The sequence below is a fragment of the Haloferax sp. YSSS75 genome, from assembly GCF_046764215.1.
Lineage (GTDB): Archaea > Halobacteriota > Halobacteria > Halobacteriales > Haloferacaceae > Haloferax.
The window spans coordinates 2562826-2586213 of the sequence record NZ_CP177206.1; the positions used below are offsets into that span (position 1 = coordinate 2562826).

Below are 23388 nucleotides of genomic sequence, written 5' to 3' on the forward strand. Positions count from 1 at the left end.
GTGGGAGAACTTATCACACTGACACTCGTAATGCGGTTGTGTCACCGTCCAGCACGGTCCTTTGTGTGAGTGACGACGGAGAGTTCGCGGACTCTCTCCAGTCGTCGTTCAGGACCATCTCGGCAGACCTCACCGTTCGTCACGTCCGTGAGACGAGGGCTGCCACCGCAGAACTCCTCGCATCGAGTGGCGACATTCGGTGCATCGTCTTGGCCACGCCGCTTCCGGGCGACGACGGCATCGCGTTCGTTCGGAGCGTCCGTGAGACCGATTCGACGCTCCCAATCGTCGTCGCCGGCGACTCACAGGAGTTCGTTCGAGGTGCCGTCAACGCAGGGGCCACCGATTACTGTATCCGCAATCTCGAAACCGACTCGTTTTCGTGGCTCGCGTTCCGCGTCCAGAAGGCGATTACCGATAGCCGTGTCGAGCAGTCGAACCGCGCCCGTCTCGACCAACAACGCGTCGTCTCGGAACTTGGGACGCGCGCACTGACCACGGCGAACCTCGACGGCGTCCTGCAACTCGCAGTCGAACGCGTCGGCGAGGCGCTCGGTGCCGACTCCGTCTCGGTTCTCGAACGCGTCGACGAACCGGAGACGTTCCGCGTCGCCGCCGGGACCGGGTGGGCGTCGAAACACGTCAACAGACGTATCCGGGCCAAAGAGCGGACGCAGGCGATGCAGACCTACCAGCGTGGCCACTCCATCGTCGTCGACGATTTCACCGAAGACGACCGGTTTGACCACTCCGAGGAGTTCGCGTCGAACGGGTTCAAGAGCGGAATCAGTGCGTCCGTCGGGAGCGATGCGAGCAGATGGGGAGTCATCGGTGCCCAGGGGTTCGAATCCGGGCAGTTCGTCGCCGAAGACGTGCTCTTTCTGGAAAACGTGGCCGCGGTCATCGGTGCGGCGGCCGAACGCGACGAACTCAAGAACGCGCTCTCGGAGGTGTTGGGCCGAATCGACGAGGCAGTCGTCGCGTTCGACTCCGACTGGGGTCTCACCTACGTCAACGCGGAGGCAGAGCGCCTCTTCCGCGAACCGGCGACCGACCTCTACGGTCGGCAGATGATGGACTTGACTCCCGAGTCCGGCGGGTTCCGCAGCGAGTTCAGAGCGGCGATGGAAACACAGGAGACCAGAGAGTTCGAAGCGTACTCCGAGAATACGGCGACGTGGTACAACATCAAGGCGTACCCCTCCGAGACCGGTCTCTCGGTGTACTTCACCGACATCACCGAACAACACGACCGAGAGGCGGAAATCGAACAGTACGGTCTGATGCTCGAAGCGGTTGCCGACGCAGTCTACGCACTCGACACGGATGGGCGGTTCACCGCTGTCAACCCGGCGTTCGAGCGACTCACCGGACTCGACAGAGACGTGATACTCGGGTCGTCGGCGAGTCTACTCGTCGACAGTCTCGGAGCGTCGACGAGCGGTGACGCATTCGCGGCGACGACTAGTCAGACCGTCGAGTTCGAACTCAACGTCTCCGGAAACGGACCCGTTCGCGTCGAAAACCACCGAACACCACTCGTCATCGGCGGCGAAGAAATCGGGTCGGTCGGCGTCCTCCGTGACGTGACCCAGCGCCACCGACACGAGCAATTACTCGCAATACTCCACAAGCGCACGCGAGAGATGATGAGCGCGACAGACCGTGACACGGTCCTCGCCGACGCCGTCGCGGCCTGTGACGAAGTACTCGGTGACGCGCGAACCGAACTGTTCGTCTTCGACGAGTCACGGACGACGCTCGAACGCGTCGGCGAAGCGGGGACGGGCCTCGGTGAGAAACCGATTCACGGCGGCCTCTCGAAAGGCGGCGTGTGGGACGCGTTCGTCTCCGGGGAAGTGTCTGTGGTCGAAATCGCTCCGGACGGCGGCGTCGTCGAAGGCGTCGAACGCGTCATCGCCGCACCAATCGGGCGATACGGCGTCCTCGTCACCGGCCATCCGGGGACGACAGCACCCAGTGACGTGGACGTGGAACTCGTGAACCTGCTCGTCGCCACCGTCGAAGAGTTACTCGAACGAATCGACGCCGAGGCCGAACTGCGGGAACGTGACCGCCGCCTCGCAGAGCAGAACAAGACGCTCAAGCGACTCGACCAGGTGAACAAGACCATCCGAAACATCAACCAGTCGCTCATTCGGGCGCCGACACACAGCGAGGCGCTCTCGGCCGTCGGGGAACTCCTCGCCGAGGCGGAACCGTACCGGGTGGTCTGGCACGTGGACCCCGACGAGTTAGACGACGGGTTCCACCCGGACCCGGGCGAGGTCCACGGTGTGGACGCCGCGTACGCCGACAGACTCGGCGAAGTCGCGGGGTCCGAACCGATGTCGACGCTCCTCGAAACCGCCCTCTCCACGCAGTCGATGCAGGTGGTCGAAGACGTGCTCAACGACCCGGCGTGGGCCGACCACCGCGGTGACGCCCTCACCTACGGGTTCCGGTCGATTTCGGTCATCCCGGCGGTGGCAGACGACCGGGTCGAAGCGCTGTTCGTCGTCCACGCTGTCGATTCCGCCGTGCTGTCGGACGAAGGTGGCCTCGTCTCCGAGTTGGGAGAGACGGTCGGATACGCCCTCGCGTCCACGAAACGCGCCGCGGGGATGTTGACCGAGCGCCGAACGCGCGTGCAGGTCCAACTCGGCGGTGACCGCCTCTCGATTTCCCGACTGGCGCGACGTGTCGACCACAGCGTCGAACTCACGGGCGTGCTCCCGCAGTCCGACGGGTCGGTCATCGCGTTCGTTATCACCGACGCCGACCCAGACGTCGTCGTCGACGCCGGGTCTGACCTCGCCACGAGCGCGCGGTTACTCTCAGAAGACGACGCCGGCAACCTCTTCGAACTCCGACTCCCACGAGAGTCACTCTTCGAGACGTTGTACGCCTCCGAGGCGATACTCAGAGAACTCCACTCGACGGGCACGCAGACGACGCTCACCGTCGACGTTCCCGAGCGAGTCCGAGTTCGGTCGTTCGTCGATACACTCGATTCGGATTACCCCGGGACGGGTCTCCTGTCGCGACGGATGCTCACCGACGGTGCAGAGTCCCCGAAGACGTTCCAGTGGAAGATACGTGAGGCGTGGACCGACCGACAGGCCGAGTCGATTCGGGCGGCGCACCTCGCGGGGTTCTACGAGTGGCCTCGCCGGAGCACCGCAGAAGCGCTCGCGGGCACCTTCGACATCAGTCCGCCGACGTTCCAGTATCACCTTCGTGCGGCAGAACGGAAACTCGTCGAGCAGGTTTTCGACTGAGACGAACAGAAGGTGGTACCGAGGCGACTCACCCCACTTCCGTTTCGAGAGGCATACCAACTGCGTCTCAAGCGATACTCTATTCACCTAGAGTAGTCACGCGTGGCACTACTAGCTGAATAGCAACGAGGGATATATTTTCTACCGTTGTCCGTCACGCTGTCGGCAAGACGCCGACGCGAACCGAACCATGGACGAAACTCGCGTGTTACAGGGCAACGCTGTTGGATGGAACACTGGCACGACCGGAGAGGTCGTCGCTCGACACGACTGGGACGGACGGGACACACTCGCCGTGACTATCGTCACTGCGACAGCCCAGTTGAAAGACGTCGACGTTCTCGACCTCCCACCATTGTCGGATGTCATCAACCCAGAAGCGCTGGATATGGTCTTCGCTCGGCCGGTCCGGGCACCGGATTCGAGCACCACTATCGAGCGTGGGTCGATGCGCTCGTCACACGCGACTGTCAGGTTTCGGTACGCTGCCTGCGAGGTGACCGTCTGGGCCGACGGGACGGTTATCGTGAAGTCTGCGTGACCACAGCGAAAATCAACCTCACCACCACCACCACCACCACCATCACCACACGAAGTGGATAGTGGCCGTCCGTCGGTAGTTCGCCACCCCCCACCACCTGCGAACACGGCCACGACATTCCCCTTCGACTCGACTGCGACGCATTTTGGTACACTCACGCGCTACCGGAGGGTATGGGATACGCCTGTCCGGTCTGCGACGCGCCACAACGTGACGAGACGCATCTCGCGAACCACATGGCACTCCAGGCACTCGTCCACGGCGACGACCACGAGACGTGGCTCGACGACCACGTCCCCGACTGGGAGTCGATGAACGCCGACGACCTCGGACCACTCGTCGCCGAGCACGCAGAGGAACGCGAGTTCGACGAAGTGTTCGAAGACACAGTGGACCGAACGCACGGCCACGGCCACGACCACGAGATGCAAGAGTTCGGCGGCCAGGGTGGGTCACAGTCGCTCTCGGGCGACGCCGCCCGTATCTTCGAAGAGGCGAAAGACCTCACCCAGGAGATGTACGACCGAGACGAGGCGGACGAAGAGACAGAAGCTGACGACGCGTCCGCCGACGACGAGAAAGAGTCGTAAGTCCGGGCCACCAACCGATGGGCGATGGAAACCCACGGGACGACTGCGCCGGCGACACTCGAAGCGGCCGAAGAGACGTTCGACCGCTTCGGACCGACGGCGCAGGTGGTCGTCAGAGAGACGGCCAAGGCGATGGATTTCGACCGCGAGGAGTATCGCGAACGGGTGACCGGCGACGTCGTCCAGACGGTCAGAAACGCGCTGTTCGCGGAGTCGTTGACCGTGACCGTCGGGTCTCGCAGCGAGTTCGACGACTGGCGAGCAGACCACCCGGAGTACGACGTCGTCGAACTGGGGAACCCCGACGTCGAGCGCGTGGCGTGGCACCCGATTCCGTTCGCCGAGACAGTCGTCGCCACCACGTTCCAGAACGAACGCGACGCCGCAATCAGCACGCTCCGCCGCAACGCGTTCGGACGGGTCTACCGTGACGCGATTCTCGGTGACGCGGCCGAGACGGCCGAGACAGACGCTGGAGGCGACGGTCGATGACCGACGACGGACGACGGCACGAACCCCTCTCCGACCCCGACTGGCCCGTCCTCGAAACGAAGACCGAGTACGAGACGGGGTGGTTCACCGGCGGATACGACCTCGTCGAACAACCGAACGGGTCGACGAAGCGCTACTACTGGGCCGAACTGGCGACTGCCGTCGTCGTCGTCGCCGTCGCAGACGACCACGTCGTGTTCGTCGAGCAGTACCGGCCGACCATCCGGCAGACGCAACTCGAACTCCCCGCCGGCATCGTCGAGAAAGGCGAGGCCTTCACGGACGCAGCAGCACGCGAACTCCGCGAAGAGACGGGGTTCGAGGCGAGTTCGCTGTCGCTCATCGGCGACGTCTGGTGTACGACGGGACTGCTTCGACATCGGCGTGCGTTCGTCTTCGCGGAGGGCCTCACCCCGGTCGAACGCGACTTAGACGAAAACGAGTTTCTCTCGGTTCGAGCCCTCCCCGTCGAAGACGCTGTCGAGCGGGCAGTCGAACCGCCGACGAACGACGCCACAGTCGAAGGGGTTCTCCTCGCCCGCGACGAAGGAGTACTGTAGCCGATGGTCGCAGAAATCGAACCCTCGGAGGTCGAAGCGCTGCTCGAATCAGACGACCCGCCGACTATCGTCGACGTGAGCACGGACGCAGAGTTCGCCATCGGACACATCCCCGGGAGCATCAGCGTCCCGTTGAACGACCTGGTGAGACATCTCGACCGAATCAGCGACGCAGACCACATCGTCACCGTCTGTCCGCGCGGCGAGGCGAGCGTACAGGCCGTCAGACTGCTGTCTGCGTACGAGGGGACCGAAGGCGCGCGAATCGAGAGTATGGTCGGCGGGATGAACGCGTGGGACGGCCCGGTCGAATCTGACCTCGAAGAGTAGGGCGCTGTCGCTCGCGGACGGTGTCTTCTCGAAAAATACTCGACGCTGGGCTATGTCAGAGGGCGGTCACGCGACGTTGAACCCCTTTTCGCGGAGGAAGTCCTCCACGCGGCCGCGGTGGTTGCCTTGGAGTTCGATGGAATCTTCTTCCACGGTCCCACCGCAGGCGAATTTCGACTTTAGGTCCGACGACAGGCTATCCATGTCGACGTCCTTCGGGTCGAATCCCTCGATGACTGTAACCTCTTTTCCGTAGCGGCGCTCGTCGATGCGGATGACTATCTCCTGAGACTCTTTTGCGACGTCCTCACAGACGCAGAGCTCTTGAGGCAGCCCGCACGTCGAGCAGACTTCCGACATTACAGTGTGGACGTACAGGATGGGGATATTAAACAGTATCGGGACTCCGAAAACCAACAGTCAGTGAAACGACAGCGCAGACGTGAACGTCACGACTCAGGACGTGACGGACGAGGGGCAAAACGAAGTGTTCTCACCGGTCAGAACGCTGGACAGCGAGCGTCGCAGGTTACCATCCGACGATGGTGGTGAATTCGAACGTCAGCAGGTCGCTCGGTCGGTTCTCGGTACCCGCTCTGTCGTTAGGAGACGAATCCTTCGTGTCTCGGCTACTGTTTTCGTTGGCCGACCCTGCGTTGTCACCGTTCCCGTTTCCGGACGAGTGCTCCGAGGACGCGTCGGAATCGTTCCCGTTCCGGTCGGCGTCGGCAGTCTCGTTGCCCGACTTACGGTCCTTCTTGGCCTTCTCCAGTCCCTTCCCGGGGTTCTCACCGGCGAGGTCACGGGCGATGGCGGCCACCTCGGGCCCTGCGAGTTCGTTCGCCGACCCGCGGAGTCGGTCGAGTTCGGCGGTATCGACGCCCTTCTCGCGGAGGTCCTCGGCGGGGATGTCGGCGGCGGCGTCACTCGTCTGGTTCAGCATGGACTTCGTGCGCTCGATGTCGGCGACGGTTCGCGTCATCTTCACGCGATACGCGCCGTCCGGGAGCGACCCGTTTTCGTGGGCTTCTTCGAGTCGCTGTTTCTCCTGTTGGAGCGCGGTGAGTCGGTCACGGATGGTGTCGACCTGTCCGGCGACGACTGCGGCCTTCGAGGCGTTCGAGTTCGCCTTCGCGAGGCGCGTTTCGAACGTCCGGCGTTCGAGTTCACCGTCGGTCTCAGAGGCCTGGACGCCGATGACTCCGGAGAGTTTCTGTCCCGGCGGCGTCTCGTTCGTCGAGTTCGCGGCAGTCTCGTCGTCCGCTGCGGGCGCCCTGCCGTCGTCGTCTGCAAAGGCAGGCGCGGCTGGACTCGTTGGAGAGGCTAGTGCGAGCGGTGCACCGAACGTCGCCAAGAGCACAGTTACGGCGACGGCGAGCACGGCAATTCGTCGGCTCATTACTGTCCTATAGAACGGTAATTCAAATATAAACGGGCGGTCGTCCCCTCGAATCAACCCGATTCAACGGGAGTTCCCTTCGACCGCAAAATCGACCGCAGTCGTTCGATTATCGGGTCGTTGAAAGACGTAAACGGTCAAAAGACTTTTATAGGTCTTCTCGCTCGTCGTCGTCTTCGGGGAGGCGAAGCACGTTCTCGCGCCCCAGTCGGAACCCTTCTATCGTCCCTTCGTCGCGCATGCCGCGGACGACTTTACTCGTCTTGGCGTCGGTCCAGTCGAGTGCGCCAGCGACCTCTTGTTGTTTGATTCGACCACCGCGGGATTCGATGAGGCGGAGGACGCGTTCTTCGTTGCTGAGGAGTTCCGGTGGCACGTCGTCTGCTTCGTCGTCGGCCGTGTCGTCCGCCGCGGCAGTCGTCTCGTCGGGCGCACCCGGCGCAGGCGTCGTCGGTTCGTCGGTGGGCGGTGTCTGTTCGGAGTCGGTCTCAGCCGATTCGGCGACGGTGTCGAGTCCGTCGTCGCCGCCGATGATGCCACGCGAGCGGAGGTAGAAGACGCCACCGACCAAGGCGACTGCCACCACGGCGAGCACGGCGAGCGCACTCGTCGTCGGGAACGGGTCGTCGACGGACGACGGCGGGACGCCGGAGTCGTCTGTCGTCGTCTGCGTCGTATCCGTGGTGCCACCGCCTGCACCGACTTCGAGGACGAGACTGGGTTCGCCCGAGACGAACTCGGTGTCTGCTCCTCTCCAGATGACGGTGTTCTCGCGCATCTCGTCGCCTGTGGGTTGGACGCTGACGGGTCCGTACTCGTCGGGCCACGAGACGATGAGACGCGAGTTCGAATCGAGGAAGAAGCCCTCGATTGCGTCGCCGACGACGAGTTGCTCGCCGTCGACTGCCGCGAAGTTCGACCACTCGAACGAGTAGGTGACGACGCCGAAACTATCCGGGAGCGAGCGCGTCTCGGCGGACACCGAGACGTTCGTCACCGACATCTCGCGGCCAGTCGAGTTCTCCGCCGCCGAGACGGTGTCCGTGATTCTGCTCTCGAACGCGGACGTGTAATCCTCGGGGTTGGCCCGAACGTCGTCTTGGAGGGAACTGAATGCTTCAGTCGTGTTTTCGTCGTCGAGTCGAGTCCAGTACTGAATCTCCCAGCGGGCAGAGCCATCGGATTCGACGTCCACGACGATACGTGTGCTATCTGGTTCGACACCCTGCTGTACGAGTGGGTCGACACCGGGACCGGTTGCGGACCCATCGGGTGCTGCCGCGGCCGGTGGGACCACGGCGAGCACACAAAGCAAGATGCACAGGAGTGCGGGGACGGCATCTCTCGTCGCCATTGCTCACTTGTCTTGGGCGGACACTGAAAAAGTGACGCGGTTCAGTCCGACCACCGTCTGACAATCGGCAGACGTGACCTGACGGTCCGGTCTGCGACGGCCATCACTTCGTCGGCATCCGCTCGGGTGACGCCGTGTCCGTACCGGGCGCGTTCGTAGATGGTGGCCACCTGTCGGGTGCGTTCGTCGACGCCGACGCGAGAGAGCGCATCGAGGTAGTGACGCACCGTCTCGCCGGGGCGTCGCGGGCGGTACTCGCGTTCGAGGACGAGTTCGAGGCGGTCGTACGCCCGGAACACGTCGTCACGTGGCGAGTCCGTCCGGCGTTGATAGAACGCCAGCGTGGCCCACCGGAGTTGCGTGGGAATGTTGGTTCTGCGAACCCCTGCGACGGCGCCGACGATAGCCACGAGGCCGACGAAGAGCGTCTCACGAGACGGTAACTGTGGAACCGGTCCGTCGTTACCGGCCGACGCGTTCCCCCCGACTGGTGTCCCGAGTCGTTCTGCGATGCCCGGCCCGGGGCCACTCGCTGGCGTGGTGTTCGTCTCCTGTTGCGTCTCGTTTTCCGTCTCCGTCGGTGTCGGCGTCTCCGTCTCGTTTTCCGCCGCCGCTACCGCCGCAGTCTCGTTCGTGTCGACACCCTCCTGGCCTTCGTCACGGGCGTCGGTGAGCGACGAGGATTCGGCCTCCTGTCGGGGGCCTGCGGGCGTCGGGTCGAACCGAACCCACCCGGTGTCTTCGAAGTAGACTTCGACCCACGCGTGCGAGTCGAGGCCACGGACCACGTAGGTGTCGTTTCCGACGGGTTCACCCGTCGTGTATCCGGTGACGAACCTCGCCGGGACGCCTTCGGACCGGAGGAGGACGACCATCGTCGACGCGTAGTACGTACAGTATCCGGCGTCCATCTCGAAGAGGAACGACTCGGCGATGTCGCCGTCCGGGCGCGACACCTGCAGCGAGTACTCCTTGTTCTCTTCTAGCCAGTTCTCGACGGCGACTGCTTTGTCGTACGGTGTCTCCGCGTCTGCCGTAATCTCTGCTGCACGTTCACGGACGCGGTCAGAGGTACTGTCGGGGAGTGCGAGGTATCGCTCGCGGATGTCGTCCGGGTAGTCCGTCCCCGTCCTGCGGAGCGACGCCGGCGTATACTGCGGCACCGAACTCGTCACGACGAACTCTTCGCCCGTCTGGATAGTTCGGGCGGGCCTGACGTTCCCTTGCTGCGTGACGAGCGTCTCGTCTGCAATCTCGCCACTGATGGCGACGGGTCGCCACGCACCGGGCATCGCGTCGAGCGGCGTCGCGGGTGTGACCTCCTGTCGGACGAGTCGCGTCGGCCCTTCCGGGCCGGTCAATCGACCACCCGAATACGGTTCGGCGTCGCCGGTCCGAACCCATCCCGTCCCGGTGTATCGGTCGAACGAAGCGGTCTGCCAGTACGACGGTGACGAACTCTCGACTTCGAATCGAACCTCCGGAGAGAGACTGATGCTTCCGACGATGGAGATTCGGTCGCTCGCACTCACGAGACTGGCTTCGACGGTGGGTTGTTCGGCCACGCCACCCGCCGGGAGGATGGGCGACCCACCTGCACCGGGGAGGACTGTGACCGTCGCAGAGAGGACGACCATCGCCGCGAGAACGGCCGTGAGAACGTCGAGTTGGCCGCCGTTGCGCCCGAACCGGTCGATGCTGTCGAATCCGATGGCCGCCATCCCCGCACCGACGCCGACGAGCGTGAGTGGTCCGTTGGCGTCGCTCGTCAGGACGAACAACCCGAGGCCACTTCCGGCGACGACGACGGCGGGAGCGATACGCCCACGGATGGCGAGATACCACGCGAGGAAGGCGGGCGCGGGCGTCACTGCGAGTGCCCACACGTCTGCCGAGAGCAGTCGAAGCGCCGAGAGACCGCTGAGAAGCGCCAGCGAGTCACTGGCGAGGCGCTCTGGTGAGAGCAACGCGAGTTGACTCGACGGGAGCGAGAGGAAGTACGCCGCAAAGCCGCCGCCGAGAAGCACCACGCTGAGAACGAGTGCGACCCGCGGGCGGAGCGTCAATCCGGCGATAGTCGCGAGCGCGAGCGCCCCACTCGCGACGAGGACGAACTGGTCACGCCGCCCGACGATGTCGGTGATGTCGTAGAGGACAGAGAGGAACGTCCCGACGAGGACGAGCGTCGCGGCCATCGCCAGCAGGTTCGCGGGAATGCCGGCGATGGTGTGCGTCTCCGTCTCCGCGTCCGTGGGCGCAGACCGACGCCTCGCGGATTCGATACTCATCGTCCCACCCCGTGGCGACTCCCGGCAGGGCGGCCGAGGATGTTCTCGCCGACGTCAGCGTCGGTGTCCGGCAGGTTCTCAGACGAGGGCAGGTCCTCCGCCTCTGCACGCAGTCGGTCGAACGTCGTCTGTCGGCCGGCGAAGGTCACGTGCGTCCGGCCAGCGTCGCCGCGGACGACTACTTCGGCGTCAGCGTTCGGAACGGCACCGGATTCGAGTCGCGAGAGGTGTGCGAGAACGAGACGCCGTTCGGTCGGTGTCGCGTCCGTGACGCCGACTGGTGACGTGAGGTGGACGGGGATACCCGCTTCGAGGAGCGAACACGAGAGCGTCGCCGCCGCTTCGGCGACGTCGTCTTCACGGCCGTCTACGGTTCCGACAGAGACGGCCACGGCGTCGGCGTTGGCGCGGTTCGTGTAGGACTTCACGACGAGGTTACCCGACTTCGCCGTCGACTTCCAGTGGATATCGCGGAGTGGGTCACCCGACACGTACTCGCGCAGACGGTCGAATTCGCCGCGGTGGGTCGTCGCCCGCCTGTCCGAGAGCGCCGAGAGGTCACGGTTCGCCGTCGGCGTGAGCGACCCGATTCGCGGGAAGACGAGTACCTCAGTCGTGCCGCCGGTGGTGAACGTCCGAGAGAAGAGTCCGAGCAAGTCGTGTGCGACGACGGTCACGGGACCAATCGACGACGGCCCACGTGTGCGATACGTGACGTCGTAAGAGATAGCGCCGGCACCGACGACGGTGTCGACTGTCGAATCCCCGTCGAGACCATCCGAGAGTTCGTCGGTGACAGTCGCGGGAAACGTTCGCTCGGCGTCGATTTCGACCGAGACGGTGTGTGTCTCGTCCGGGAACCCGTCTTCCGGGGGATGCCGGACCGCCTGCGGCGGTGAGACACGCCAGACTTGCACGGCACCGACGACCAGAGCGACGGCGACGGGGACGACTACCGCGTTGAGCGCGCGGGGGCCGAACGCGACGGCGTTGGCGACGCCGAGGAGGACGACACCCACCGCCACCCACCCCCGGTACGTGAGTCTCATTCGACTGGGACGTATTCGAGGGCGCGTTCGACGACGTCGATACCATCCTCTCCGGTCGTCGTCCGGATACGGTGCGCCCAGACGCTTCGCACCTCACGCTGGACGTCGTCGGGGGTGACGTAGTCACGGGCGTCGAGTGCGGCGCGGGCCTGTGCGGCGCGGACGAGCGCAAGCGACCCACGCGGACTCACGCCGAGATGCGCCCGTTGCCGAGTGTCCGCCGCGAGTCGAGAGACGTACCGGCGGACGGGTTCGTTCACCGTCACCCCGAGGATGACCTCACGTGCGTCGCGAACGTCGGCGGCGGTTGCGACGGGTTCGAGCGACTCTATCGGGTGATGGCCGGCGATGCGGCCCAGGAGTTCGGTCTCCTGTGATTCGTTCGGATAGCCGAGGTGAATCTTCTTCATGAACCGGTCGAGTTCCGCCAACGGCAGGTCGTAGGTTCGGTCGGGTTCGACGTCGTTCTGCGTCGCGATGACCGTAAACGGGTCCGGAACCTGTCGTGTGACGCCGTCGACGGTCACCTGCAGTTCTTCCATCACTTCGAGGAGGGCGGCCTGCGTCTTCGGCGGTGCGCGATTGATTTCGTCGCCGAGGACGACGTTGCCGAACACGGGACCCTTGCGGAATTCGAACTCGGAGGTCTGTTGGTTGAACACGTTGACGCCGGTGACGTCCGAGGGCAGGAGGTCCGGAGTGAACTGGATTCGTTCGAACGACCCCTCGATGGAGGTGGCGATTGCCCGGGCGAGCATCGTCTTTCCGACACCCGGAACGTCCTCTAAGAGGAGGTGGCCGCGAGCGAACAGCGTCACGATGATGTCCTCTATCGCGTCGTGGTGGCCGACGATGACCTCCTCGACGTTGTCAGAGATTCGTGTGGCGAGGTCCGATACCGCTTCGACCGAGAGCGCGTGGTCGATGTCGGTGTCTGCATGTACATCAGTCATTGATATCCCGAATGTCCCGCCGACCGCTCTGCGACGGCGCGACGGGTCTCTGACGTGTAATATAGTCTCAGTCTACCTAACGTTGCTGGGTGTGTGCACACCACATCCACGAAGAGACAGTCAGAGAATGCGATACGTCGCGCCTGCGAGCGTCACAGTGGAGCGTGTTCCCGGGCGTTTTTGTCGCTCGGCATCCCCGTACCGGGTATGAACGCGGACGCCCAGCGCGAGGCGGTCTACGGCGCACCGCCAGAGATGCTGGCTGTACGAGACGACCTGACGCCGATGCTCTCGCAGTACACCGACCTCTGTGAGACGCACGACGACGCCCTCGTGTTGTTTCAGGTCGGTGATTTCTACGAGGCCTTCTGTGGGGCCGCCGAGACGGTGGCACGGACCTGCGAGGTGACGCTCACGAAGCGCGAAGACTCGACTGGGACGTGGCCGATGGCGGGCATCCCCATCGACAACGCGGCGGGCTATCTCGAACGACTCCTCGACGCCGGTTATCGCGTCGCGCTCGCAGACCAGGTCGAAGACGCCTCCGAAGCTTCTGGACTGGTGGACCGGGCCGTCACGCAACTCATCACCCCCGGAACCGTCGTCGACGAAGAACTCCTCGAAGCGGGGCGTGCGACGTATCTCGGTGCCGTCGCGCGCGAGGGCGACACCTACGGCCTCGCCGTCGTCGACGTCTCGACTGGTGAGTGTCTCGTCACGGGTGCAGACCGAGCGCTCGCACTCGAAGAACTGGAGCGCCTCGCACCCGCAGAACTCGTGGTCGGCCCCGACTGTGACCTTCCGTCGCTGTCGTTCGCCCCGATGGAGACACCCTTCGACCCCGACGCCTTCGACGCGGAGACGGCCCGCGAGACGCTGTCGGCGTACGCACCGCGCCCCGACGCAGTGGTCGAATCGACCGCCGAACTCCGGGCGGTCGGCGCACTCCTCGCCTACGCCGAGTACGCACAGGGTGACTCACGACTGGAGTACGTCTCTCGCGTCACTCGGTTCGACCCCCGCGAGTTCCTCCAACTCGACGCGACGGCGATGCGAAGCCTCGAACTGTTCGACTCCCGGGGCGTCAGCGGCGGCAACACGCTCTACGCCGTCCTCGACGAGACGGCCTGCGCACTGGGTCGCCGCCGACTCGAAGCGTGGCTTCGACGGCCACTCGTCGACGCCGACGCAATCGACGCCCGACTCGACGCCGTGGGTGCGCTGGCGGACGACGCCCTCTCGCGGGCGGACCTCCGCGACGCCCTCTCGTCCGTGTACGACCTCGAACGACTCGTCGCTCGCATCGCTCGCGAACGCGCCAGCGCCCGCGACTTGCGCTCGTTGCAGACGACGCTCGACCGTATCCCCGAGATTCGTGAGACGCTCGCCGACGTGGAGTCGGGCCTGCTCTCGGACCTCCGCGACTCGCTGGACGAACTCGAAGACGTCCGCGACCACATCGACCGTGCCATCGTCGCCGACCCGCCACAGGAGATTACCGAAGGAGGCGTCATCGCCGCGGGATACGACGACGAACTCGACGACCTGCGAGGAACCGCCGAAGACGGCCGCGAGTGGGTCTCGAAGCTCGAAGCACGCGAACAGGAGCGGACCGGCATCGACTCGCTCGAAGTCGGCTACAATCAGGTCCACGGCTACTACATCGAGGTGACGAACCCCAACCTCGACCGGGTGCCCGACGACTACGTGCGCCGACAGACGCTGAAGAACTCCGAGCGCTTCTACACGCCCGAGTTGAAAGAGCGCGAAGACGAGATTCTCCGGGCCGCCGACCGGGCCGACAGCCTCGAATACGAGTTGTTCTGCGACGTTCGGGCCGACGTCGCGACCGAATCCGAGCGGATTCAGGCAGTCGCGGACGCACTCGCTGACCTCGACGTGCTTCGAACCCTCGCGGACGTGGCCGTCGCCAACGACTACGTTCGACCCGAGTTCCACGACGGCGGCGCGTCGGATTCGGCGTTCGACGCGGGTATCGAAATCGAGGCCGGTCGCCACCCCGTCGTCGAACGCGCCCAAGACGAGTTCGTCCCGAATCCCACGTCGCTCCCGCCGGGTGGCGTGGCGCTCATCACCGGCCCGAACATGTCGGGGAAATCGACGTACATGCGACAGGTCGCACTCGTCTGCATCCTCGCACAGATGGGGAGTTTCGTCCCCGCGGACGCCGCCCGACTGCCGATTATCGACCGAGTGTTCACTCGCGTCGGAGCATCCGACGACATCGCCGGTGGCCAATCGACGTTCATGCGCGAGATGAGCGAGTTGACCGAAATTCTCCACAACGCCACCGACGACTCGCTCGTCCTCTTAGACGAAGTCGGGAGAGGGACGTCGACGACGGACGGACTCGCCATCGCCCGCGCGGCGACGGAGTTCGTCCACGACGAAGTCGGGGCGACGACGCTCTTTGCCACTCACTACCACGACCTGACCGACACCGCAGACGAGCGCGAGGGCGTCTTCAACCTGCACTTCACCGCCACACAGACCGACGGCGACGTCACTTTCCTCCACAGCGTCGCCGAAGGACCGTCGTCCTCATCGTACGGCGTCGAAGTCGCCCACCTCGCGGGCGTTCCATCCACCGTCGTCGAGCGCGCACGGACGCTCGTGGAGGCGGGAGAACGGGACGGAGTGACTGGCGGGGATGACGCGGCGGCTGGTGAGCGGGACGGAGCGACTGACGAGACGGCCGCCATCGCCGACGAAGCTTCAAATGCGAAGACGGGGCAATCTGCACAGGACGGGCCAACGGACACGGAAGACGGCACGCTCGCGGCCTACGTCGACGGACTCGAAAACGGCCATCGGCCCGACGACGAGGACGCCACCGACCCGGCGGAGGCACACGCCACTCGCGAGGTTGCCGACCAACTCCGGGAGGCGGACCTCGTGGAGACGACGCCACTGGAGGCGCTGAACCTCCTCTCGGAGCTCAAGCGGAGACTCGAATGATACACCACCTCGACCCGGAGACCCGTGCCAAAATCGCCGCCGGCGAAGTCGTCACCCGACCGGCGAGCGTCGTCGTCGAACTCGTCGAGAACGCGCTGGACGCCGGCGCAGAGACGATAACAGTCGACGTCGATGGCGACGGCACCGACCGAATCCGCGTCGCCGACGACGGTCACGGGATGTCCGAGTCGAACGCCGAACTCGCCGTCGAACGGCACACGACGAGCAAACTGAGGAACGCGTCCGACCTCGAAACCGTCGAGACACTCGGATTTCGGGGGGAGGCCCTGCCGAGCATCGCCGCCGTCGCACGCCTCGAACTGACGACCAACGCGGGTTCGGGACACGGCGTGTGCGTCGTCGTCGACGACGGCGACAGGACCGTTTCCCCGGCGGGACGCGCACAGGGGACCACCGTCGAAGTCACAGACCTCTTCGCTGACCGCCCCGCTCGAAAGAAGTCGCTGGCGTCGCCAAAGACCGAGTTCGCACGCATCTCGGCACTCGTGACCCGGTACGCCCTCACCCGACCGGACGTCCGGTTCGTCCTCCGACACGACGGCCGGCAGACGCTCACGACGCCCGGAACCGACCGCTTCAGCGACGCGATGCTCGCGGTGTACGGGCGCGACGCCGCGAGTCACGCCTCGGCGTTCGACGCGACCCGAGAGGCGTCTGGCGCAGGCGAGACGGTCACTGCCAGCATCGACGGGATTCTCTGTCATCCCGACGTGACCCGCGCGCGACGTGACCACGTCCACGTCTCGGTCAACGGCCGGGCCATCGCAGACGCGCGAATCAGACGCGCCGTGGCCGATGGCTACGGGACGCTCCTGCCGGATGGCCGCGAACCGGTCGCAGTCGTCCGCGTCTCGCTCCCCCCGACGTGGGTGGACCACAACGTCCACCCCGCGAAAGAGGAAGTCGAGTTCAGAGACGCCGACGAAGTCGCGGCGGCAGTCGAATCGAGCGTCCGCGACGCCCTCTCGACGGCCGACCTGCGGCGGAGTGGCGAGTTGGCGATGGACCTCGACGCGTCGCTCGAACCCGTCGAGGCGAGTTCCGTCTTCGACGACGTGCGCGTCATCGGCCGGTTCCGCGGCCTCTACCTGCTCTGTGAGGCGGACGACGAGTTGCTCGTAATCGACCAGCACGCCGCCCACGAGCGCGTGAACTACGAACGACTCCGGACGGCCGTCGAATCGGCGGGCATCGACGCCGTCCCCATCGACCCGCCGGTGAGCGTGTCGCTCAGTTCGACAGACGCGGCACTCCTAGAGGCGAACCGCGAGACAATCGAGAACCTCGGCTTCCGCGTCAGCGAGTTCGGCGGCGACACCTATCGCGTCGAAGCGGTGCCCGCACCGCTCGGGCGGCCATTCTCTCCCGACGCTCTCGCGGACGTCGTCGCGGACGTCGCCGCTGGCGACACACCCGACCCGCGAGACGAGTTGCTCACCGAGTTGGCGTGTCATCCGTCCATCAAGGCGGGCGACGAACTCTCGGACGAGGACGCGACGCGACTGGTCGAACGCCTCGGGTCGTGTGAGACGCCGTACTCGTGCCCACACGGCAGGCCGACAGTGCTGGCTATCGACGAATCGACGTTCGTGAGCGGGTTCGGTCGGCGGAGTGGACGACAGGGGTAGAATAGCGAGCGACCAGCGGTCCGTTACCAGTTCTTGCAGTCCGCACAGACGTACTCCTCGCCGTCGAGCCACGTCTTTTCGGCCGACGTACCGCACTGCGGGCAGGTGGTTCCCGACGGCGTCCACCGATAGGTGGCGAGCGTCTCCACGTCCGGGTCCGACGCTTCGACAGTCGTCTCGGCGTCCGCCGTCTCAGCATCCGCTGTCTCGGTGTCCGCTGTCTCGGCGTCCGCTGTCTCGGCATCCGCCGTCTCAGCGTCCACTATTTCGGCGTCTACCGTCTCAGCATCCGCCGCCCCAGCATCCGCTGCCTCGGCGTCCGCCGTCTCGTCTTCGGCCGCCTCCTCGTCGGTGCCGCCGCCGGCGAAGTCGTCGAGCGAGCGATTCGGCATGCCGTATTCTCTCTCCGGGTGGCCCTTATCGGTGCCGACCCCGAGCCGTGCGAAACCCACACAATCAATACCCCCGAATCCAGACTCTCGGATATGCCTACACTCACGGATTTCGTCGTCGCGCTCCTCCAGAGCGTGGTCGAGCTGATGTTCAACTTCATCGACGTGGCGCTGAACGACCCACTGTCGCCGCTTTTAATCCTCTTCGGCAGCGCGTTCATCGTCCTCTCGGTGGGGATGTTCACCTACGTGACCCTCGGCGCACTCGTCGCCGAACTCGGTATCGGCGTTACGCCTGGCTCTCGCGGTGAGCCTGCGCAGCGAGAGTAATCGCTTCTTCCAGGTCGGGGCCGATTGGCGACCCGACCACGATGCCGTCAGCGTGGCCGAGCACCGCGTCCATCTGCGTGGCCACGTCGTCGGGCGTCCCGGCCATCGAAAAGGCATCTATCATCTCGGGCGTGACCAGCCCGAACGCCTCGGAGAACTCGCCTGCCGAAATCTTCTCGCCGATGTCGCTCGCGAGTTCGCCGTCGAGGCCGTGTCTGTCGAGGACCGGTGGGGCCGCCCCTGCGGTGATGAAGGCGACCGGTGGGCGGGCCGCCTCGCGTGCCGCCTCCGCGTCTTCCGAGATGGAGACGCTGGCGTAGGCGGCGAGTGTGAACGCGCCGCGTTCGTCGGGGCGGTCCTCGCGGCCCGCGTCGACCTGTTCGCGTGCCCACGCGAGGTCATCGGGATGAGAACCGTTGAACAGCAAGCCATCGGCGTGTTTGCCTGCCATCCGACACATGTGCGGGCCTTCGCCGCCGACGTACACCGGCACGTCGCCGGGCACGTCGAAGTTGAGGCCGGCGTCGTTGGCTTCGAACGTGCCGTCGTGGGTGACGCGCTCGCCAGCCCAGAGGTCCTGTGCGACTTTGAACGCCTCCAGGACCGAGCGAAGACCACGCTCGTCTTCGAGGCCGAGGTTGCGCAGCGTCGAGGGGTCCCCCGGGCCGATGCCGAGGAGGCCACGCCCATCGGACGCTTCTGCGACGGTGGCCACCTTGGCGGCGAGCGTGACGGGATGCATCTCGTAGGGGTTGGCGACGCCGGGGCCGAGGCGGATGTCGTCCGTCTCGGCGGCGAGTCGCGCGAGGACCGCGAAGGGGTCGCGGTTGTTGTAGTGACACGAGACGAACAGCGAGTCGTAGCCCTCGCGTTCGGCCTGCGTCCCCAGTTCGACGAGGCTATCGACCGGATGTTCCGGGGTGAGTTCGAGTCCGAGCATTGGTGTTAAGGTTCGTACTGCCACTCGCGGAGCGCCTGTCGCACGAAGTCGCCGTCGATGTCGCGGAAGTGGGCGTCGCTCTCGCCGTGGTCCCCCCACTCGAATCCGCGGACGACGACGACCGGTGTCCCGCCAGCGCCTTCGCCCTGTACGAGGTTGGCCGCCGCCGCGAGTTCGTCCACGACGCTCTCGACGGTCACGCCGAGTTCGCGTCCGTCGCGGTCGGATTCGCCGCGCCAGTCTCTGGACGCGCTCATCCCGGCCCATCCGATGGCGACGCCGCGTTGGCCGTGTCTGAAGGGGCGTCCACAGGTGTCGGTGACGATGACCCGGTCGGCGGCGAGGCTCTCGCGGATGCGTGCGGCGGACTCACTGGGTCGCTTCGGGAGCAACAACAGGTCGTGGTCGGGGACGTTCGACCGGTCGATGCCGGCGTTGACGCCGACGTGGCCGAACCGCGTCTCCGTGAGCAAGAACGGTTCGTCCATCACGAGGTCTACGCTCTCTTCTAAGACCGCTTGCGCGAACCGCGGGTCTTTCTCCTCGCCAGTCAGGTCCGAGAGGCGGGCGGCGAGTTCACGTGCCCGCGGGCCGGCCGGGAAGTCTTCGAGGTCGGCGAACCGCCCTTCGGCCTTCGAGACGACCGTCGACGCGACACAGACCACGTCGTCGGGGCGAAGGTCGACACGCTCCGAGACGAGCGCCGCGAGGTCGTCGCCCTCGCGTATCTCGGGGACGTCGGGGACGGGAAACAGCTCCATACCGGATGGGAAGACGAGGGCGGTGAAAAACAACCGGGTGTTGGCGAACCGGGCCGGTATCACAGGTGGCGGGTCGAACGGGTGACTGCGTCGGTCCGACGTCGTCGGTTAGCCGCCGTGGACGACTTCGACCGACAAGTCGCCGTCGACGACGGTTCCGACCATCATCGTCGCGTCGTCACCGTCGTTGGCGGCCGTCGCCGTCCCCGGATTCAAGATTCGAACGCCGTCGGCCACCTGGTCGATGACTTCGTGGATGTGGCCGGCGATGCCGATGGCGTCCGGTCCTGCGGCGTCCTTGACGAGGTCAGCGACGCGCTTGCAGTATCCGGTCCTCGTTCCTGTGCCGTGTGTGACGACGAACGTCACCCCGTCTGCTTCGACGACTTCGACGAACGGGAGATTGACCTCTGGTGGGTCGATATTCCCGCTGACGCCGACGAACTCCGCAGAGATGTCGCGGAGGTGGTCGACCACCTCTGGCGTGTCGTAATCGCCGGCGTGAATCACCAGGTCTGCCTCACGAACCCGGTCTTCGACCCACTTTGGGAGGGCGTCAGCGCGGTTGGGGACGTGCGTATCGCTCAAAATGGCGAGTCGCATACTATCTCATCACAGCCAATCTGAATAGTCGTTTTGTCAGTCGCGGCTGTAGTTCATGGTATGACACACGTCGTGACCGTATTTCTCCGCAACGGTGGGCAGGTGTTGCTCACACGTCGGAGTGACGCCGTCGGCACCTACACGGGACGGTGGGCCGGCGTGTCGGGCTATATCGAAGGCGACCCTGCCGACGCGCTCGACGACGCCCACCGAGAACTCAGAGAAGAAGTCGGCGTCACGGACGCGACGCTCGCGTGTGCAGGCCGTCCGTTGACTATCACGGACGACGGCCGCGAGTGGACCGTCCATCCGTTCCTGTTCGACGTGGCGGACCGTGCGGTGGAGCCGAACGAAGAACTCGCCGAGGTAGAGTGGGTCCACCCGACGGCGATTCTCGAACGCGAAACGGTACCCGAACTGTGGGCGACCTATCGTCGCGTCGCTCCGACGGCTGACACCGTCCGCGAAGACGAGACGCACGGGTCGGCGTGGATATCGCTTCGAGCGCTCGGAACTCTGCGTGACGCCGCTGCCGACGCGGAGTCGTGGGACGGGCTGGTCCCGTTGGCCCGGCAACTCCGCGGCGCCCGACCCAGTATGACTGCCGTCGTCAACCGTGTGAATCGCGTGATGGCCACCGCAGACGAGACGCCCGAGTCAGTACGACGGCGAGCCGAGACGGCTATCGAGGACGCCACCCTCGCAGACGTGACGGCCGCGGCGAGGGCGGCAGACCTGCTTCGGGACCGTTCGTTCGACCACGTCGCGACACTCTCACGTTCGGGAACTGTGCTCGCCGCGCTCGAAGACGCGACTCCATCGGTGCTCGTCGCGGAGTCCCGCCCCGGTGCAGAAGGGCGTTCGGTGGCCGAGGAGTTGGCCACACACGGCCTCGACACGACGCTGACCACCGACGCGGCGCTCCCCGGACTCGTCGCCGCCGACACCGTCGATGCCGTCCTCCTCGGCGCAGATTCCGTCCTCTCGTCGGGTGCAGTCGCCAACAAAGTCGGCAGTTTTCCCGTGGCGCTCGCCGCCCACCGCGCCGACGTCCCCGTCTTCGTCGTCTGTGCGCGAGACAAGGTTCGCGACGACGACGTGTTCGTCGGTGAGTCGGGAGCGGCACTCACTGCGGACGACGCGTCGGTGGCGACCGAAAATCCGCTCTTCGAACTCGTGCCTCCGGACCTCGTGACGGGTCTCGTCACCGAAGACGGCGTCCTCGACACTGACGAGGTGGCGTCGATTGCCGACGAACACGCGTCGCTCGCGGCGTGGGATGCCGGCGCCTGAGAACGAGCAAAACACGTACCACTACCCCTGACCAATCAACCGGTATGGACCCTGCACAGTGTTCGCGGAGGTGGTGGAGATGAACCGCCGCCGTGCCGACGTGGTGGTCAGTCTGGCCGTCGCGGCAATCCTCGTCTTCGGCGGGGCGCTCAGTTGGCAGACTTACCAGCAAAACCGCGCACTCGACGGGATGATGGGGTCGATGATGGGGACGTCGATGGACGCGGTTCACGGGACGAACCCGCTTTGGTACGTGCTCGGGACACTCCTCGTCGCGGGCGTCGTCGGTGGACTGTATCTCGTCTTCCGAGACGAGTTCACGTCGGACGACGGGCGTGTGCGAAACACCGCCGATGGTGCCACCGACACTGCCGAATCGTCGGCGGCGACAAATGCCGACGAGACACCGGAAACGACGGAGACAGCAGAGACACCGGATACGGCGGCGACAGCGACCGATTCCGGCCCATCGGCCGCCGCGAACGGCGCACCTCGGCCCCAGATTCTCGACGTCCTCCCAGAGGACGAACGGCGCGTCCTCGAACCGGTGATGACGTCGCCCGGCATCACGCAGATAGAACTCCGAGACAGGTCGGACTTCTCGAAGAGCAAAGTGAGTCAGACGGTGAGCGAACTCGAAAAACGAGGGCTCCTCTACCGCGAGAAGCAGGGGCGCACCTACCGCATCTATCCGAGCGACGACCTGACGCAGAATCACGCGCAGTGACGAACGGGCCCCGACAGTCGGTTAGCCCGTCGCCTTCGACTGCATCCGACTCGACTGCGACCCCATCTCGGCCGGGTTCTTCATACCTTCCTTGACGCCGAGGTGTACGAGCGCCACGTTCACCGAGAACGCCGCGAGGAACCCGACAGAGAGCGAGAGGTTGTGGCTAAGACTCCAAACGAACGCGCGGGCATCGACTTTTGACTCATCGCGTGACTCGTGAGCGAGACGACAGAGACCAAACCGTCGGTATCGACAGGAGATGAACGATTCTGGCGCTGAAAAACCCTCACAGCCGTCGATAAACGTTCTCGAACGTTCTCCTGCGTCTGTTCACACCCACGGTGATAACCGTCGAACCCCCCTACGGGAGAGTGAGGCGAAACATAATGACGACAATCAAGATTGGACGCTGGTTACTCGTGGCTCTCGCAATCGTCGGACTCACGATGGCCGCGCCCGCAGTCAGTGCACACGGTACTGAGACGACTGCTCACGGTGGGTCTCCCTTCGACGGGCCTGCCGACGAACGGACCACAGACGAATGGACTGCAGACGAATGGACTGCGTGGATGCAGTCGCAGATGACCCGACACATGGGCCCCGGCGCAGTCGAGTGGATGGAATCCCACATGGGCGTGAGTGTCGAACAGATGGGCCAGTACATGGCTGACGGCAACCACCGTGGACCGGGGATGACCGCTCGTGGTGGCATGGCCGGTAGCGGCGGCACGTACGGCGGTGGGATGTACGGTTCGGGTGGCACGTACGGCGGTGGGATGACTGGTCCCGGCGGCATGTACGGTGCCGGCCACGGTTGCTAACGGCATAGCCAACCGTTTCAGTTCCTCGTCACCCTCCTTACGCGCCTGTTATT

General features: G+C 65.1%; 22 protein-coding genes. 12 read left to right on the top strand and 10 right to left on the bottom strand.

The annotated features are described in order from the left end of the window. The first annotated feature begins 65 nt into the window (after nucleotides 1-65). The 6 genes from ACK3R5_RS13500 (at nucleotide 66) to ACK3R5_RS13525 (ending at nucleotide 5794) form a co-directional block, all read left to right on the top strand. Entirely contained in the window at nucleotides 66-3281 is a 3216-nt protein-coding gene (locus ACK3R5_RS13500) for a bacterio-opsin activator domain-containing protein (RefSeq protein WP_411967328.1), read from the top strand. A gap of 190 nt (nucleotides 3282-3471) precedes the next feature. Beyond that, nucleotides 3472-3822 (top strand): HalOD1 output domain-containing protein, encoded by a 351-nt coding sequence (locus ACK3R5_RS13505; protein ID WP_411964599.1) that lies wholly within the window; start codon nucleotides 3472-3474, stop codon nucleotides 3820-3822. Between the two features lie 173 nt (nucleotides 3823-3995). After that, entirely contained in the window at nucleotides 3996-4412 is a 417-nt protein-coding gene (locus ACK3R5_RS13510; RefSeq protein ID WP_411967329.1) for a DUF5810 domain-containing protein, read from the top strand. A 24-nt stretch (nucleotides 4413-4436) separates the two neighbouring features. Next, nucleotides 4437-4904 carry a DUF5809 family protein gene (locus ACK3R5_RS13515; RefSeq protein WP_411967331.1) on the top strand — a complete coding sequence of 156 codons (468 nt, stop codon included), beginning with the start codon at nucleotides 4437-4439 and terminating at the stop codon, nucleotides 4902-4904. Then, nucleotides 4901-5464 carry an NUDIX hydrolase gene (locus tag ACK3R5_RS13520; protein ID WP_411964602.1) on the top strand — a complete coding sequence of 188 codons (564 nt, stop codon included), beginning with the start codon at nucleotides 4901-4903 and terminating at the stop codon, nucleotides 5462-5464. The genes ACK3R5_RS13515 and ACK3R5_RS13520 overlap by 4 nt, the downstream gene beginning before the upstream one ends. A 3-nt stretch (nucleotides 5465-5467) precedes the next feature. Further along, a complete protein-coding gene (locus tag ACK3R5_RS13525) occupies nucleotides 5468-5794 on the top strand; it encodes a rhodanese-like domain-containing protein (RefSeq protein WP_411967332.1) in 327 nt (108 codons plus the stop codon). 66 nt (nucleotides 5795-5860) lie between these two features. On the opposite strand, the gene yciH is transcribed toward ACK3R5_RS13525, so the two are convergent. The 6 genes from yciH to ACK3R5_RS13555 all read right to left on the bottom strand — a co-directional run bounded on the left by yciH (nucleotide 5861) and on the right by ACK3R5_RS13555 (nucleotide 12837). Further along, complete coding sequence (gene yciH, locus ACK3R5_RS13530) at nucleotides 5861-6154, bottom strand: stress response translation initiation inhibitor YciH (RefSeq protein ID WP_151162248.1); 294 nt, start codon at nucleotides 6152-6154, stop codon at nucleotides 5861-5863. A gap of 169 nt (nucleotides 6155-6323) precedes the next feature. Then, the gene (locus ACK3R5_RS13535) at nucleotides 6324-7193 is read right to left on the bottom strand and encodes a hypothetical protein (protein WP_411964604.1); all 870 of its coding nucleotides are present in this window, start codon (nucleotides 7191-7193) and stop codon (nucleotides 6324-6326) included. 148 nt (nucleotides 7194-7341) lie between these two features. Beyond that, entirely contained in the window at nucleotides 7342-8547 is a 1206-nt protein-coding gene (locus tag ACK3R5_RS13540; RefSeq protein WP_411967333.1) for a hypothetical protein, read from the bottom strand. Nucleotides 8548-8588: 41 nt separating this feature from the next. Further along, nucleotides 8589-10835, bottom strand: coding sequence for a DUF3488 and DUF4129 domain-containing transglutaminase family protein (locus tag ACK3R5_RS13545; protein ID WP_411967334.1), 2247 nt, complete (start codon nucleotides 10833-10835; stop codon nucleotides 8589-8591). Beyond that, nucleotides 10832-11884 (bottom strand): DUF58 domain-containing protein, encoded by a 1053-nt coding sequence (locus ACK3R5_RS13550; RefSeq protein ID WP_411964607.1) that lies wholly within the window; start codon nucleotides 11882-11884, stop codon nucleotides 10832-10834. Before ACK3R5_RS13550 ends, ACK3R5_RS13545 begins: the two co-directional genes overlap by 4 nt. Beyond that, entirely contained in the window at nucleotides 11881-12837 is a 957-nt protein-coding gene (locus tag ACK3R5_RS13555) for an AAA family ATPase (protein ID WP_411964608.1), read from the bottom strand. Before ACK3R5_RS13555 ends, ACK3R5_RS13550 begins: the two co-directional genes overlap by 4 nt. Before the next feature lie 207 nt (nucleotides 12838-13044). On the opposite strand from ACK3R5_RS13555, the gene mutS reads away from it, so the two are divergent. Both mutS and mutL read left to right on the top strand, forming a co-directional pair. Further along, nucleotides 13045-15816: a DNA mismatch repair protein MutS gene (mutS, locus tag ACK3R5_RS13560; RefSeq protein WP_411967335.1), complete on the top strand. Its 2772-nt coding sequence runs from the start codon at nucleotides 13045-13047 to the stop codon at nucleotides 15814-15816. Next, the gene (gene mutL, locus ACK3R5_RS13565) at nucleotides 15813-17465 is read left to right on the top strand and encodes a DNA mismatch repair endonuclease MutL (protein ID WP_411967336.1); all 1653 of its coding nucleotides are present in this window, start codon (nucleotides 15813-15815) and stop codon (nucleotides 17463-17465) included. The genes mutS and mutL overlap by 4 nt, the downstream gene beginning before the upstream one ends. Nucleotides 17466-17488: 23 nt before the next feature. Here the strand turns inward: mutL and ACK3R5_RS13570 are convergent, their stop codons facing one another. After that, nucleotides 17489-17857: a hypothetical protein gene (locus ACK3R5_RS13570; RefSeq protein WP_411968663.1), complete on the bottom strand. Its 369-nt coding sequence runs from the start codon at nucleotides 17855-17857 to the stop codon at nucleotides 17489-17491. Between the two features lie 93 nt (nucleotides 17858-17950). Here ACK3R5_RS13570 and ACK3R5_RS13575 point away from each other — a divergent pair, with 93 nt between their 5' ends. Continuing rightward, on the top strand, nucleotides 17951-18187 hold the full coding sequence (locus ACK3R5_RS13575; RefSeq protein ID WP_411967337.1) for a hypothetical protein: 237 nt from the start codon (nucleotides 17951-17953) through the stop codon (nucleotides 18185-18187). On the opposite strand, the gene ACK3R5_RS13580 is transcribed toward ACK3R5_RS13575, so the two are convergent. The 3 genes from ACK3R5_RS13580 to ACK3R5_RS13590 form a co-directional block, all read right to left on the bottom strand. Further along, nucleotides 18147-19127, bottom strand: coding sequence for a 5,10-methylenetetrahydromethanopterin reductase (locus ACK3R5_RS13580; protein WP_411967338.1), 981 nt, complete (start codon nucleotides 19125-19127; stop codon nucleotides 18147-18149). The genes ACK3R5_RS13575 and ACK3R5_RS13580 overlap by 41 nt on opposite strands. Before the next feature lie 5 nt (nucleotides 19128-19132). Beyond that, nucleotides 19133-19888: a coenzyme F420-0:L-glutamate ligase gene (locus ACK3R5_RS13585; protein WP_411967339.1), complete on the bottom strand. Its 756-nt coding sequence runs from the start codon at nucleotides 19886-19888 to the stop codon at nucleotides 19133-19135. Nucleotides 19889-19996: 108 nt separating this feature from the next. Beyond that, nucleotides 19997-20491, bottom strand: coding sequence for a metallophosphoesterase family protein (locus ACK3R5_RS13590; protein WP_411964614.1), 495 nt, complete (start codon nucleotides 20489-20491; stop codon nucleotides 19997-19999). A 60-nt stretch (nucleotides 20492-20551) separates the two neighbouring features. On the opposite strand from ACK3R5_RS13590, the gene ACK3R5_RS13595 reads away from it, so the two are divergent. The 3 genes from ACK3R5_RS13595 to ACK3R5_RS13605 all read left to right on the top strand — a co-directional run bounded on the left by ACK3R5_RS13595 (nucleotide 20552) and on the right by ACK3R5_RS13605 (nucleotide 23335). Beyond that, nucleotides 20552-21784, top strand: coding sequence for an NUDIX domain-containing protein (locus ACK3R5_RS13595; RefSeq protein WP_411967340.1), 1233 nt, complete (start codon nucleotides 20552-20554; stop codon nucleotides 21782-21784). A 79-nt stretch (nucleotides 21785-21863) separates the two neighbouring features. Next, nucleotides 21864-22511, top strand: coding sequence for a MarR family transcriptional regulator (locus tag ACK3R5_RS13600; protein ID WP_411967341.1), 648 nt, complete (start codon nucleotides 21864-21866; stop codon nucleotides 22509-22511). Nucleotides 22512-22900: 389 nt separating this feature from the next. Next, on the top strand, nucleotides 22901-23335 hold the full coding sequence (locus ACK3R5_RS13605) for a hypothetical protein (RefSeq protein ID WP_411967342.1): 435 nt from the start codon (nucleotides 22901-22903) through the stop codon (nucleotides 23333-23335). Nucleotides 23336-23388: the final 53 nt, after the last annotated feature.